Annotated in this window: 6 protein-coding genes; 2 read left to right on the top strand and 4 right to left on the bottom strand. The window is 45.9% G+C overall.

Going from position 1 to position 14,178, the window contains the following annotated elements:
• The 3 genes from B9T16_RS17955 to B9T16_RS17965 all read right to left on the bottom strand — a co-directional run.
• Positions 1–3,913: alpha-2-macroglobulin family protein (locus B9T16_RS17955; protein WP_410245395.1), on the bottom strand; the 3,913-nt coding region annotated here is incomplete at its 3' end.
• 261 nt (positions 3,914–4,174) lie between these two features.
• Entirely contained in the window at positions 4,175–5,236 is a 1,062-nt protein-coding gene (locus B9T16_RS17960; protein ID WP_410245397.1) for a glucokinase, read from the bottom strand.
• Positions 5,237–5,397: 161 nt separating this feature from the next.
• Positions 5,398–7,815 carry a phosphoketolase gene (locus B9T16_RS17965; RefSeq protein WP_410245396.1) on the bottom strand — a complete coding sequence of 806 codons (2,418 nt, stop codon included), beginning with the start codon at positions 7,813–7,815 and terminating at the stop codon, positions 5,398–5,400.
• 358 nt (positions 7,816–8,173) lie between these two features.
• Between B9T16_RS17965 and B9T16_RS17970 the strand changes: the two genes are divergently transcribed.
• Complete coding sequence (locus B9T16_RS17970; protein WP_006618557.1) at positions 8,174–9,385, top strand: acetate kinase; 1,212 nt, start codon at positions 8,174–8,176, stop codon at positions 9,383–9,385.
• A 646-nt stretch (positions 9,386–10,031) separates the two neighbouring features.
• On the opposite strand, the gene pdhA is transcribed toward B9T16_RS17970, so the two are convergent.
• Positions 10,032–11,063, bottom strand: coding sequence for a pyruvate dehydrogenase (acetyl-transferring) E1 component subunit alpha (gene pdhA / locus B9T16_RS17975; protein ID WP_014276531.1), 1,032 nt, complete (start codon positions 11,061–11,063; stop codon positions 10,032–10,034).
• Between the two features lie 607 nt (positions 11,064–11,670).
• Between pdhA and B9T16_RS17980 the strand changes: the two genes are divergently transcribed.
• Positions 11,671–13,995: an IMS domain-containing protein gene (locus B9T16_RS17980; RefSeq protein WP_006616379.1), complete on the top strand. Its 2,325-nt coding sequence runs from the start codon at positions 11,671–11,673 to the stop codon at positions 13,993–13,995.
• Positions 13,996–14,178 lie beyond the last annotated feature (183 nt).

Here is a 14,178-nt window from a genome sequence, read left to right on the forward strand (position 1 = left end):
CTTTCAGGTTGTCTCGGTTGGTGATGGAAACTCCCGCTAAAAAGCGATCGCCTACCCGTGCGAATTGTGGTAGTATCGGATTAGATAATAGGGATTTGGTCGTGATAAATGTCGCTTCCCCCGACCCAAATTCTAAATTTTCGTCAGTAGCGATCGCCAGAACTCGCCAGGTGGTTAAATTATCAGGTAACGTAAAATTAACCGTGGCTTTTCCTTGGGTGTCCGTGATAATTGAACCGTTATAGTAGGCTAACGCTTGGAAGTCTTGACGCAACTTAGATGTATCAATAGTGGCGGCGGAAAATCCTCCCCCATAACCCCAACCTTTAGCCAACGGTGACATCAATGATTGTATTACCACATCAGGACGGTTATCTGTTAATCGGGTCGATATTGATTGTTCAGCATATACAGTATCTACTAAGTTGGGGGGTCGGTAGCCGTTAAGTTGCAATATCGCATCATTGACCACCATTAAAGTGATTTGTCCGCTAATCGGTTGATAATTATCCTTCGTCAACTCTAGGTTAATCGTGGCTTGGGAACCCGGTTGAAATTCCGATTGATTCGGGTTAATTTTGACTTGTAAATACTTCCCATTTTTGCTGACATTTAACGGAGTCATCCCGATAGATACTAGATTATCTACGCTTCCCGGTTCCAGTTGTGATAGAGGTTCTCCCTGACGGACTAAGACCGCTTCTACAGCCACATTAGGTAGCATTTCTGGTGTTACTTGAAAGCGGATTTCTGGTGCGCCGCCTTTCACCGGAATTAGGGTTTTATACAAAATGCGATCGCGAATTACTGCGAAAAATAACTCTCCCTCCCCATAGGGTGATTGAATTAAAGCCGTTGCTATATCTCCCGGTTGGTAATTATCCCGGTCTAGTTGAATTTCGAGGCGGTTATCATAACGATTTCCCCAACTCACCGGACCATCACCCGTTACCCAAATCTGAATATCAGTAGCTTTCGGTGTATTTAAGGGGTCCGAAGCAAATCTCGCCTGAATGCGATAAGACCCTGATTCCCTCGCCGTTAATTCTACAGTTTTCGCAGTATTACCACTCCTGACATCTACAGTATCCACTGTTTCATATTCCAGTTGATTTCGGTTAGTTTGTCCCCCTTCCACCACCCGGGTGATACTGCTGTAATTCATTTTCTGTAATTCCAGCTTCACCGGAACATTATTAATTGATTTACCCTCAACATCAGTAACAATCACTTCCACCGGAAAAGCCTGATTAACATTAGCTACAAATTTGCTTTTCAGTCCAATCAATTGATGGTTAGGTAAGACCGTAAAACTTTGGGAGTCCGCGACCGACAGGTTAGAAACATCTGTCACCTCCACATCAACTTGATATCTGAGGGGATAGGGAACATCACCGCTAACAGTGATCATTTCACTTCCCGAACCTGCCGCGTCTAAATTTTGCGATCGCTGTAAGACATCACTAGAAATCGTCGGTTTTTCTTCCGGCCAAAACCACTGTCTTCCAAAATGATATTTTTCCCAACCTGGGGGAGTGAAATCACTAGCCGTCCGCGTCACATAATATTTAGCCTCACCACCAACTACCGGAGAACCGAATAAATAATCACCCTGAACTGTCGCCATAATTTTATCCTGACTCACAGCTAATTGGCGGTCAAGACTCAAATCAACCTTAAAGTTAGGGGGGTTAAATTCTGCTACTCGAAAATTACCAACAATTTCTACCCCATTGATACCTTTACCCTGAATTACATAATTCCCCAAAGGGTCATCTGGCTTAACCGTAAATTCTACCGAAAACGTAGCAAATTGATTAGTTGAATAATCCCCTAATTCTCGTTTTTCCCCCGTCGGAGTTTCTAGCGTGAGATTATAGACCGTATTCTGATCTGGCTGTAATTCCCCATTTTGTAAATAGTAAGCCACCCCCGTTAAAGCGATAGGTTCACCCGGTTGATAGAGTTGTCGGTCTGAAAAAATAGTTCCGCGAGAAATCGGTTTATTTTCATCCCAACCCGCATAAACTCCATAGCCATAAGCACCACTGTAGGAGTAGCTGCGAGTGAATGCCCAGTCCTCCCCTTCTTTAGCAATTACCAACAGTTCTGGGGGTTCATTAAACCGACTGGCTCCCATACATCCCCCCAGGTTTTCCGCCGTTAATAATAGCAATCCCTCCCTATTAGTAATTCCCCTAGCACAAGCAGTTGGTTGAGGAAATGATCTAGCATTAAGTTGGGATTGGTATATTTCCACCGATGCTGATGCTACTGGTGAACCGTCATCTAAATGATTAACTCTCACCATTCCCGACTCTGGAAACCATTGGGAAAACACACCCAAGTTAGTTAACTGAACCATCCCATAAAAGCTAGGCTCATTCCATTCCGTCACACCATTTTTTTCATAGGAAGTAGTTTTGGCTTTAATTCCATAGGCTAACATTCCCGTTTTCCCTTGTAACTTATCTCGCAGATTAATCGAAGTTTCGATAGTTTGATTAGTCGCACCACCATCAACCCTAAAATTTTGCCATTTATCTGAGGTGGGGAGTAAATTTTTACCCTCCCTGCGTGGGTAGGCTTGCTCTGCATAGACTAAATCTTCTGGCTGGATAATTGCATAAGCTGCTTGATAGCGAGATTCGGGTATATTAACAGTAGAAACGTTAATTTGTAAATTGTTACCAGATGGGAAAATATTTAAACCAGAAGGAGTCCACAGGTCAGCCGCAAGATTTCCGGTTTTATAGTTAAGGTTGATGGGTTCCTCTAGCCTTTGATTAAAGGTGTCTTCCAGGTTAGCGCCAATCGTAATTACATAATTAGTTTGAGGTTGAAAAGACCAAGGATTTAAGCTGATTGTATCGTTACCGTCGTATGATTGTATCAGCGGCGGTGCATCTCCTACTGGTGGCGGGTTTATCGTGATATTTTCTCTGGCTGATTGCGCCGTAATTCCGTTATTAAACTTGAGTTGAGGACTCCCATTAGTAAATCTTCCATAGGTTCCACCTTCCCTAGGTTGTCCATAAAATTGGATTCCTTGAAACTGTAGGGGTTCGTAGGTGTAAATTGGGTGGGAAATCAGAAATTGGCTGGCTAGATTTCCCGTTTTTGATTGCAGTCCGGGTGTGATTTCTAGGGTGTAACGGCTGGCTTTTTCTAGCTTTTGCTGAAATTTTATGTTATAATCCCAGCTATGGGAAAATACCCCACCTCTGTCTTCTCGCGCCACATCCCCGCTACCAGCTTCCGGTTTATCTAGTGTTACCCGTAGAGGAATGGCTTTTTTGGTCTTGTCGGAAATGACTCTGATATGGTCGTTGACTGAGGCGAGATCTAGTTCTACGTTAGATGTAAATTTGAGGGTGGGGTCTAAACCTATGGGGTGGTCAGGAAAACCAGGGTTATCTTCCGTCCCCGGAAGGTTTGACAGTTGAATGGCTGGAGTGTTGAAAGTCCAGGCTATGTCTGACTCGAGTTGATGGTCGCTGAGGTCGCTGAGTCCTTTTTTCAGCGTCACCTGAAACCGGGTGGCTAGGGGAATTGCCTCTTCCGCTTGAAAACCTACCATCCGGGGTGTCAGAAATCGGAATCTTCCCGGTATTGTGGGGTTGATGTCAAAGTGTTTGAGTTGTTGTCTCTGGTTGGGGGAGTCGAGACGCTCAACCGGAATTAACGGGTTGCTAAAAGTGATTCTAATCTGACCTAAAGATGTGGCTTCCTCTGTAGGACTAATTTCTTTTATCCACTCTGGAAGCTGGGGAAGGGGTAGCGGGGATATGCTGACCATCGGTTCACCAACGGGTTGACTGCTGAAAATTCGACACCCGGCTATGGTGAGGATAAACAGCGAGACTAGGAAAAACCGCTTCCAGATTCTACGGGAAAAGCCTATTGTTACCATAGGAGATTATGCGATCGCATTTCGTATTCCCTTCATAACACATCCGAGTTGCTCAACCCCGGAAACTTCCACAATTCTTAATTGTTTCTATCTCCTCCGGCTATCGTTTCAAGGGTTGACTGTTTAACTATCGATTGGGTTCACTATCGATTAGTTTAACCATAGATTTTACATTATATATGCCGCCACCTTTTCCCATGGTAATAATTATGGCATAAACATCACCGAAAGTCAACCCCTAAACCGAAATAGTTTTTGTGTTTAGATTTGTGTGGCACATAATGCGGCACCGATTAAACCGACTTTAGGATTAAGAACAATAGAGACAGGTACTTGTTCTAATAAAGGACTAACGCGACCCTTATCTTTCAAGGCTTTGATAAAGTTTCCTTCCTGTATTAAAGGGATAATTTTAGCAGCAATTCCGCCAGCCACATATAACCCGCCGTATGGTAGTAATTTGAGCGCGAGATTTCCCGCTTCTGCGCCATAGGCTTCCACAAAAATTTTCATAGTCTGAACCGAGAGATAATCACTTTTAGCCAAGGCGGCTTTAGAGACTTCAGTGGCGAGGTCTACGGTTTGGTGTTCTTGTCCGATTTCCTGTTTCCAGGTATGATAAATTTGGGCAATTTCGGGAGATTCTTGAGAGATATCATGGTCACGCAAAAATTGATAAATCGCGGTAATTCCCATCCCCGATACTACTCTTTCTACGGATACTCTGGTGATATTATAGAGTTCTCGTAAATAGCCTAGGAGATGAAATTCCAACTCGGATCTGGGTGCGAAATCAGTATGACCGCCTTCGCTGAAAAAGACTTGATAACCGCCTTGGGGAAGGGGAATCACAAAACCTTCTCCTAAACCTGTTCCCGCACCTATCACAGCCCTAGGCGCAGAAGCATCAGGTTTTCCGGGTTGGAGAATGTGTAAATCTGATGATGATAAACCGACTACACCATAACCAATAGCGGCAAAATCATTAATTAGTTTAATGTGGGAAATATCTAGTTCTCGCTGAAGGCGATCGCTGTCTAACGACCAACTCAAGTTAGTAAGTTCGCAGCTATCATTTACCACAGGACCCGCAATACCAAAACAGGCTTTTTCGGGTTTTTTATATTCGGAAACTTCCTGAGATGCAGCTTCTAAAAAATGTTTAACTATGGGAACCAAATCAATATAATTTTGACTAGAATATGTCTGCTCAAATAATGATTTTATCTGGGGTGTAGGGGCGCTAGTGTCGAGAGAATTTGCGTCAAATAAGGATAAAATTGTTTTGGTTCCTCCTATGTCTCCAGCGAGAATAATTGTCATGTTTTTTGTATCCTGAAATATTGATGATATCAGCAGTCTATGCTGAGGATGAAAAAAGGCGATCGCATCAGTAGATGTTAAACCGATACTTTCAGCGAATCGCCTAATCAAGTTAAGTTATCCTACTAATTGGTCAAAAGTTGACCCCGAGATGGTATCAGCTAAAACGGCCACTTCCAATTACTAATTTCCTCCTGATCCTGACCATGTTCGTAGGCATAAGCGACATTTTCGATGATAGCATTTCTCATGCGTTCGCGAACATAAGCCGCCGCCGATCGCAATTGTGGCACTCTGTCAATGACATCAATCACCAAATTAAAGCGATCGACCTGATTTTCGATCGCCAATTCCAAGGGTGTATTAATATTACCCTTTTCCTTATAGCCACGAACGTGCAAATTGGGGTGATTAGTGCGACGATAAGCCAACTTATGAATCAACCAAGGATAGCCGTGGAAATTAAAGATAATGGGTTTGTCAGTGGTGAACAAACTATCAAAATCCCAATCAGATAAACCGTGGGGATGTTCAGTATTCGGTTGTAACTTAAACAGATCGACCACATTAATAAAGCGGATTTTCAACTCCGGAAATTCCGACCGGAGAATGGCGGTCGCCGCCAAAGACTCCCTAGTAGCGACATCACCACAAGAAGCCATCACCACATCAGGAATATCCGGGTCTTTACCACAATCATCATTACTAGCCCATTCCCAAATTCCAATTCCTTTAGTACAATGCTTAATGGCATCATCCATATTCAGGAATTGTAGATGTTTTTGCTTATCTGCCACAATGACATTAACATAATCTTTGCTTTGGAGACAATGATTAGCACAGGACAGTAAACAATTAGCATCAGGTGGAAAATAAACCCGTACTACATCAGGACTCTTATTAGTAACCAAATCCACATAACCGGGATCTTGGTGACTAAAACCATTGTGGTCTTGTCGCCAAACCGTAGAAGATAGTAGGATATTCAGAGAGGCGATCGGAGAGCGCCAAGGCACCTCTTTTTTACAGACTTCCAACCATTTAGCGTGTTGATTAAACATGGAATCGACCACATGAGCAAAAGCCTCATAGGTGTGAAAGAAACCATGACATCCCGTGAGTAAATAACCTTCTAACCAGCCTTGAAGGGTATGCTCACTTAACATTTCCATAACCCGACCATCAGTGGCTAATTCGCTACCGTCTAGGTCTGCCTCTAAAAACTCACCCATCCAGGTTTTTTTACTGACTTCATAGACAGCATTAAGGCGATTAGAGGCAGTTTCATCAGGCCCAAACATCCGAAAATTAGTCATATTTTTAGCCATGACATCCCGGAGGAAATTGCCAAGAGGTCGAGTGTTTTCTGCCTCACTTTGACCCGGTTTAGGAACCTCGACAGCATAGTGGCGGAAGTCTGGCATATTTAAGTCACGACGCAAAATACCACCGTTAGCAAACGGGTTAGCACTCATGCGGCGGATACCCGTTGGCGCGAGTTCCTGGAGTTCAGGAATCAGGGTTCCGTTTTCGTCAAAAAGTTCTTCTGGCTGGTAACTTCGCATCCAGTCTTCTAGGATTTTCATCTGATGGGGGTTCCCAATGACATTAGACATGGGGACTTGGTGCGCGCGCCAGAAACCTTCAACTTTGCGACCATCTACTTCCTTCGGACCTGTCCAACCTTTAGGCGATCGTAAAATAATCATCGGCCATTGGGGACGGGTAGCCTTTCCACTGCTACGAGCCTGTTGTTGAATTTCGCGAATTTCGTTGATACAATGTTCTAGGGTCGTCGCCATCTTCTGATGAGCCGAGGCATAATCCTCTAATTGGCTACATTCCACCAAATAGGGAGTATAACCATAGCCTCGGAATAGGTTTTTAAGTTCCTCGTTGGGAATTCTTGAGAGAATGGTGGGGTTAGCGATTTTATAGCCGTTTAGGTGTAGTATCGGCAACACCGCACCATCACGGATAGGATTGATAAATTTATTGGAATGCCAAGCCGTTGCTAGGGGTCCCGTTTCCGCTTCTCCATCTCCCACCACAGCCGCGGTAATCAGTTCTGGATGGTCAAATACTGTACCATAAGCATGGGAGAGGCTATAACCTAGTTCCCCCCCTTCGTGGATAGAACCTGGGGTTTCTGGGGTGCAATGGCTACCGATACCGCCAGGGAATGAAAACTGTTTGAAAAATTTTCGCATCCCTTCAGCATCTTGACTTTTATCCGGGTAAACCTCCGAGTAGGTTCCTTCTAAATATACCGGACCGAGAACACCCGGTGCGCCGTGTCCTGGACCCGCAATATAGATCATATTCAGGTCATATTTTTTGATTAACCGATTTAGGTGAATGTAGATGAAACTTAAACCGGGACTAGACCCCCAATGACCCAGAAGGCGATATTTGATATGTTCAGGTTTTAAGGGTTCTTTTAGTAACGGATTATCTCGCAGGTAGATCATCCCTACACAAAGATAATTGCAAGCGCGCCAGTAGGCATGAGTTTTCCGTATCTCATCATCACTGAGAGGATAGGTTGTCTCCAAGGATTGATCGGCTGCTGCTACCATAAATATTTACCTTGATTGGGCTTATTGACATCCTACTTTAGATAGATATTTCCAGGGAGGTTAGGCTAATCCTAACATTCTGGATGATCCGATAGGACGGAGTTTCTCTATTAATATCCTAAGATTACCGAAATGGCAAGTTTTTATGATTAATTGGGTGATGTTTATGAATATTTAACCTGATTTTAACTTGACTTTAAGTGGTCTTTAGTCTATGTTAAGGTGGATTTTGGTGCTGTCCATCATTGCTTTAACTAAATAGCTCCCACTCCATCCCAGTCCATAAACCTGCCCGCCATCATCAAAAAAACAAAAAATCCATCAATAAACTATTATTAAAAGGCTGTTAATTTTAATCATGAAAATTCTGGTATTGAATGCTGGTTCAAGCTCCCAAAAAAGCTGCTTATATGATATTAACGGAGATAGCCTACCAGCATCTCCCCTAGAACCTATTTGGGAGGCGGTTATTGATTGGGGAATGCCACCTTTTGGGCAAATGACAGTGAAAGCCAATGGGGTGAAACAGGAGAGTAAAATTGATGGCAGTCAGAAGGATAAAGCGATTGGTCAAATGTTGAATAGCCTGATAGAAGGGGAGACTCAAGTTCTCAATAATCTAGGGGAAATTAATGTGGTTGGTCATCGGGTAGTGCATGGAGGAACTGACTATTCTAGGGCGACTATAATTGATGAGCAGGTGAAAGAGACGATCGCCCGATTAATCCCCCTAGCTCCGTCTCATAACCCTTCTCATTTACAGGGAATTGCAGCCATAGAAAGGGTGTTAGGGAATGTGCCACAGGTGGCGGTATTTGATACAGCCTTTCATAGTCAAATGCCCTTGGCGGCGGCGGTATATCCTATTCCTTATGAATGGTTTACTAAAGGAATTAGGCGCTATGGTTTTCATGGTACAAGCCATAAATATTGTGGGGAAAGGGTAGCTCAATTAATGGGTAAACCGTTGGAGTCTTTGCGGTTAATTACTTGCCATTTAGGGAATGGTTGTTCTTTGGCGGCTATTCGGGATGGAATTAGTGTGAATACTACTATGGGATTTACTCCCTTAGAAGGTTTAATGATGGGAACTCGGAGTGGTTCCATTGACCCAGCGATTTTGATTTTTTTGATGAGGGAATATGGGTGGGATAGCGATCGCCTTAATGAAATGCTAAATCAACAATCGGGGTTAAAGGGAATTACGGGAATATCTGGAGATATGCGCTATGTTCAAAAGGAACAGAGTAGCGGCAACGAACGGGCTCAATTAGCCTTTGATATGTTTATTCACCGCCTGCGAACTGGGATAGGTTCAATGTTAGCGAGTTTGGGGGGACTAGATGGTTTAGTGTTTACGGCAGGTATTGGAGAACACGGAGTTTTAGTGCGTCAAGAAACCTGCAAAGATTTTGATTTTATCGGACTCAAATTAGACCCCGAGAAAAACCGCAATATTAAAGGAGATGGTAACATCGCCGCCAGTGATTCCCAGGTGCCTGTATTTGTGATCCACACGGAGGAAGATTGGGCGATCGCCACTGAATGCTGGCATTTACTAAAATCCTAGGTTAGCAACAGACCCGCCTGGTCTGGGCGGGTTCACCAGGGTCTTCTGTAGGGGCGGGTTCACCAGGGTCTTCTGTAGTAACAGACCAGTTACATAAACCCGCCCCCGCACCCTGTAGGGGCGGGTTCACCAGGGTCTTCTGTGGTAACAGACCAGTTACATAAACCCGCCCCCCCACCCGGTAGGGGCGGGTTGACCGGGGTCTTCTGTGGTAACAGACCAGTTACATAAACCCGCCCCCCCACCCGGTAGGGGCGGGTTGACCGGGGTCTTCTGTGGTAACAGACCAGTTACATAAACCCGCCCCCGCACCCTGTAGGGGAGGKTTCACCGGGGTCTTCTGTGGTAACAGACCAGTTACATAAACCCGCCCCCGCACCCTGTAGGGGAGGTTTCACCGGGGTCTTCTGTGGTAACAGACCAGTTACATAAACCCGCCCCCGCACCCTGTAGGGGAGGTTTCACCGGGGTCTTCTGTGGTAACAGACCAGTTACATAAACCCGCCCCAGCACCCTGTAGGGGCGGGTTCACCAGGGTCTTCTGTGGTAACAGACCAGTTACATCAACCCGCCCCCGCCCCCGCCCTAGCCCGGGCGCTATTGGTGGCATATCAACCCGCCTGTTGGCGGCGTATCAACCCACCCCTTAGTCGTCAGCATAAACATAGCGATATAACTCGCTAGGGTCAGGTTCAGGGCTAGTCTGAGCAAACTCAACCGCGTCATTAATGACATCCTGAACCTTTTTGTCGATCGCCTTCAACTCGTCACTATCAGCGAGATTATGTTCAGTCAAATAGGCGAAAAACTTATTAATAGGGTCACGAGCAAACCAAAACTCTTTTTCATCGCGATCGCGCAATTCATCAGGGTCAGCCAAAGAGTGACCCCGGAAACGATAAGTTAAGGCTTCAATGAGGGTTGGACCTTCTCCAGCACGGGCTCTAGCGATCGCCTTTTGAGCCACCTCTCGAACCGCCAAAACATCCATACCATCGACTTCATAACCAGGCATTCCAAAAGCGGGACCTTTCTTATAAATTTCCGGGTCAGAAGTCGCCCGTTCATGAGCCATACCAATAGCCCACTTATTATTTTCCACCACAAACAAAATAGGTAACTTCCAGAGAGTCGCCATATTCAAACACTCATAGAACTGGCCATTGTTGCAGGCTCCATCTCCAAAAAAGCAAGCCGTGACCGTATCAGAACTTTCATCTCCCATTACTTCCCGGCGATACTTACTCTGAAAAGCCGCCCCCGTAGCCACAGGGATGCCTTCCGCCACAAAAGCAAAGCCGCCGAGCAAATTATGTTTAGACGAGAACATATGCATCGAACCGCCACGACCCTTAGAGCAACCTGTAGCTTTACCAAACAATTCAGCCATCACCTCTCGTGCGGTAACTCCAGCACTGAGGGCGTGTACATGGTCGCGATAGGTACTACAGACAAAATCCTCGTCGCGGCGCATAGATCGAATTACCCCGGTAGAGACTGCCTCCTGTCCATTGTAAAGATGAACAAACCCGAACATTTTGCCCCGGTAGTACATTTCGGCGCACTTGTCCTCAAATAAGCGCCCTAGCACCATATCCTCATAAAGCATCAACCCTTCCTCTCGGGTGATGACTACAGAATCGACTTGAAAACTAGGTACTGTGCGTTCCTTAACCATTGCGTTACCTTGTGAAACTGTTTACTGCTGCGTGTTGCCAATTAATTATAAGTAGGTGCGGGTTCACCGGAGTATATGATAATTTGTAGGGGCGGGTTCACTGGGCTATATAGTAGTGACAGATAAATGCACATAGCTCCCGCTGCCTAAGCGCTACATCAACCTGCCCTTGTGGGGGGAGGTTCACTGGGCTATATAGTAGTGACAGATGAATGCACTTGCGCGATCGCCCTCACGAGAGAATATTCTATAGGAATAGGGGCAAAACCCAAGTTTTTTCAGGGTAGGGGCACAAGGACCGGAAAAATGACGGCGACCAACCTATAATTTGGGGTAGAATGCAGCACATTGTGTAGGATATAATTAAAAATCCCCGTTGGTTTATTCGCGGGGAAAGTAGGGGTGGGTTCACGCCCGGTATATGGTAATTGGTAGGGGCAGAAGGAATCGATAAATAGCAATAGTAAACTGATAATTTTTTCCCCTACTCCCTCTTCCGTCGCCCTCCCCTAGCTCCTTCCCTAGCTCCCGGACAGTGGGATGGGATGGTCTGGAGGGATGTCAAACCTGCCCTAAATCAGTCGCTCGCCCTTGGGGATGAACCAGAATGCGTATTCCACTCGATTACTACCGAATTTTAGGCTTACCAATCCAAGCGACTGCCGACCAGTTAAAGCAGGCTAGAGGCGATCGCATTCAGCAACTTCCCAGGCGGGAGTATTCTGATCTGGCGATCGATGCTAGAAAGCAGTTAATTGATGAAGCCTACGCAGTCCTGTCAGACCCAGACCAACGCGGGGCCTATGACATGGGGTTTCTAGCCAAAACCTACGATATCCCCTCAAACCCATCACTGTCGGGGGTAGGAGGGGAAAAGGACACAGATTCTCACCGAGCCAGTATAGAGATAGACGATCGCCAGTTGGTGGGGGCTTTGCTGATCTTGCAAGAGTTAGGGGAATATGAACAAGTTGTAGCCATGACTCGCCCCTGGGTAGGAACCAGCACTATTGGTCTGAAAGATGGTCGGTTTGGAGACCCCGATCTAGTTGTGCCGGATATGGTTCTGACGGTAGCCCTAGCATATTTAGAACTGGGTCGGGAACAGTGGCAGTCTCGGCAATATGAAAACGCTGCTATTTCCCTAGAATCGGGTCAAGATCTGCTGTTACGCGAAAGCCTGTTTGCCAGTCTACGGGGAGAAATGCAGGCAGATCTTTATAAACTGCGCCCCTATCGGATCATCGAACTGCTACAACTGCCAGAGGTGAAAACTGATGAACGTCGCCGGGGATTGCAGTTGTTGCGGGAAATGCTCCATGAAAGAGGCGGTATTGATGGTCATGGTGACGATCGCTCTGGTCTGAATGTGGAGGATTTTCTACGCTTTATCCAGCAATTGCGTAGTTCTTTGACTACCACTGAACAACAGACCCTATTTGAGATGGAGGCTCATCGTCCCTCCGCCGTTAGCACATACCTAGCCGTTTATGCTTTATTGGCTCAGGGATTTGCACGCGCCCAACCGGCTCTGATTCGCAAAGCTAAGTTAATGTTAATGCAGTTGGGTCGCCGTCAGGATGTGCATTTGGAAAAGGCGGTTTGTTGTCTGTTACTAGGACAGACTGAAGAAGCTAGTCGTGCCCTGGATTTGAGCCAAGAACAAGAAGCGATCGCCTTTATTCGCGAAAATTCTGTCGATTCCCCAGACCTGTTACCCGGGTTATGTCTGTATGCAGAACACTGGTTAGCCGAAGAGGTTTTTCCCCATTTCCGAGATTTGCAAAATCAGTCAGTTTCTCTCAAAGAATATTTTGCTAATAAGCAGGTTCAATCTTATTTAGAGGCACTTCCCGCCGAGGCGCGTGCCACATCCAATGAGTGGGTCGTAGTACAACCTCGCCGCAGCAGTAGGTCAGATCATGAATTGACTTACGCACAATCGGGATCGACCCCCGCAGTTTCAACATCTGCAAATCCCGCTCAATCAGCACCTTACTCCTCTAGTCCTGATGGTCTAAGCAATGGGCATTCGCCTACCGGTTCTGTGGGAATGCCTACAGGCTCTCAGTCATCCCATAGTGGTGCTAATTCTCCCTCCGCACAGGTTCCCAAAACCACCCCCCCAGGTAGATTCAATCAATCGACTAATGAATCTACCTACCTCCAAAAACCAGCCAGAGGGAGTTCATCTAAATCTCATCAACCCTCTCCGGTGGCATCTTCTAGCGCTGCCGGATTAAACGGTACTCCTACGGCTAATCTGCCACCACTGGGTCAGGGTAGCCCTCAACCTAACTCTCCCAGACGAACTAGAGGAAAGGGAACCCATGAATCCAACTACAAGGTTAAAAGATTAATCTTGGTAGCCTTAGTGGGATTGTTTGGGATTTGGTTATTATGGATGATTTTGAGTGCCATTTTTGGTTGGATTGGTAATGCCCTAGAGGGAATGGGTGGACCGAGATTGACAGCCGATGGGCCAGAAATCCGCCTTGATAATTCTCCGATCGCTATTCCTGAACCCGAACCAGACAACCCCCTAGCGGCTGACCTGGACCCCACTGTAGCCCAACAGGTAGTTAATCAGTGGTTGACTGCTAAATCTGCCGCTCTAGGTCCTGAACATCAAACTCAAGGATTAAGGGAAATTTTGGTTGAGCCTTCCCTGGCTCGGTGGATGGGGCTTTCCGAGTCATTAAGGCAGGAAAATTCCCACAGGCGTTTTCAGCATGAAGTTAGGGTCCAGAGTGTTGATGTCAATGAGAATAATCCCAATCAAGGTACTGTTGATGCTCAGGTGCGGGAAGTTACCCAATTCTATCAAGGTAATCAAATGGAGAGGTCTGAGGATAGCACCCTACAAGTTCGATATCAACTCGTCCGAGATCAGGGTCCTTGGCGGATACGGGATTGGGATATAATTCGTTAGCTTTGGCCACACCCAGACCCGCACTCCAATTTTGACAATTTTTAACAAAATGTGGCGGAATTCCCCTTCCTCGCTTGCAGGGAGGGGATGAATAGCAACCAATAAACAAACTGAGCGATCGCGAATCCTCGGATGAGCAGCTACAATGTTATCGGCAACAGCAAATAACGATAATGTATAAGG

Origin of the sequence: Arthrospira sp. PCC 8006, assembly GCF_046480465.1 — a bacterium.
In the GTDB taxonomy this organism is placed as follows: domain Bacteria; phylum Cyanobacteriota; class Cyanobacteriia; order Cyanobacteriales; family Microcoleaceae; genus Limnospira; species Limnospira platensis.

Coding starts and splice junctions, on each gene's coding strand:
- pdhA (WP_014276531.1), bottom strand. CDS start 11,063: ATGGTTAAGGAACGCACAGTACCTAGTTTTCAAGTCGATTCTGTAGTC.
- B9T16_RS17970 (WP_006618557.1), top strand. CDS start 8,174: ATGAAAATTCTGGTATTGAATGCTGGTTCAAGCTCCCAAAAAAGCTGC.
- B9T16_RS17960 (WP_410245397.1), bottom strand. CDS start 5,236: ATGACAATTATTCTCGCTGGAGACATAGGAGGAACCAAAACAATTTTA.
- B9T16_RS17965 (WP_410245396.1), bottom strand. CDS start 7,815: ATGGTAGCAGCAGCCGATCAATCCTTGGAGACAACCTATCCTCTCAGT.
- B9T16_RS17980 (WP_006616379.1), top strand. CDS start 11,671: ATGCGTATTCCACTCGATTACTACCGAATTTTAGGCTTACCAATCCAA.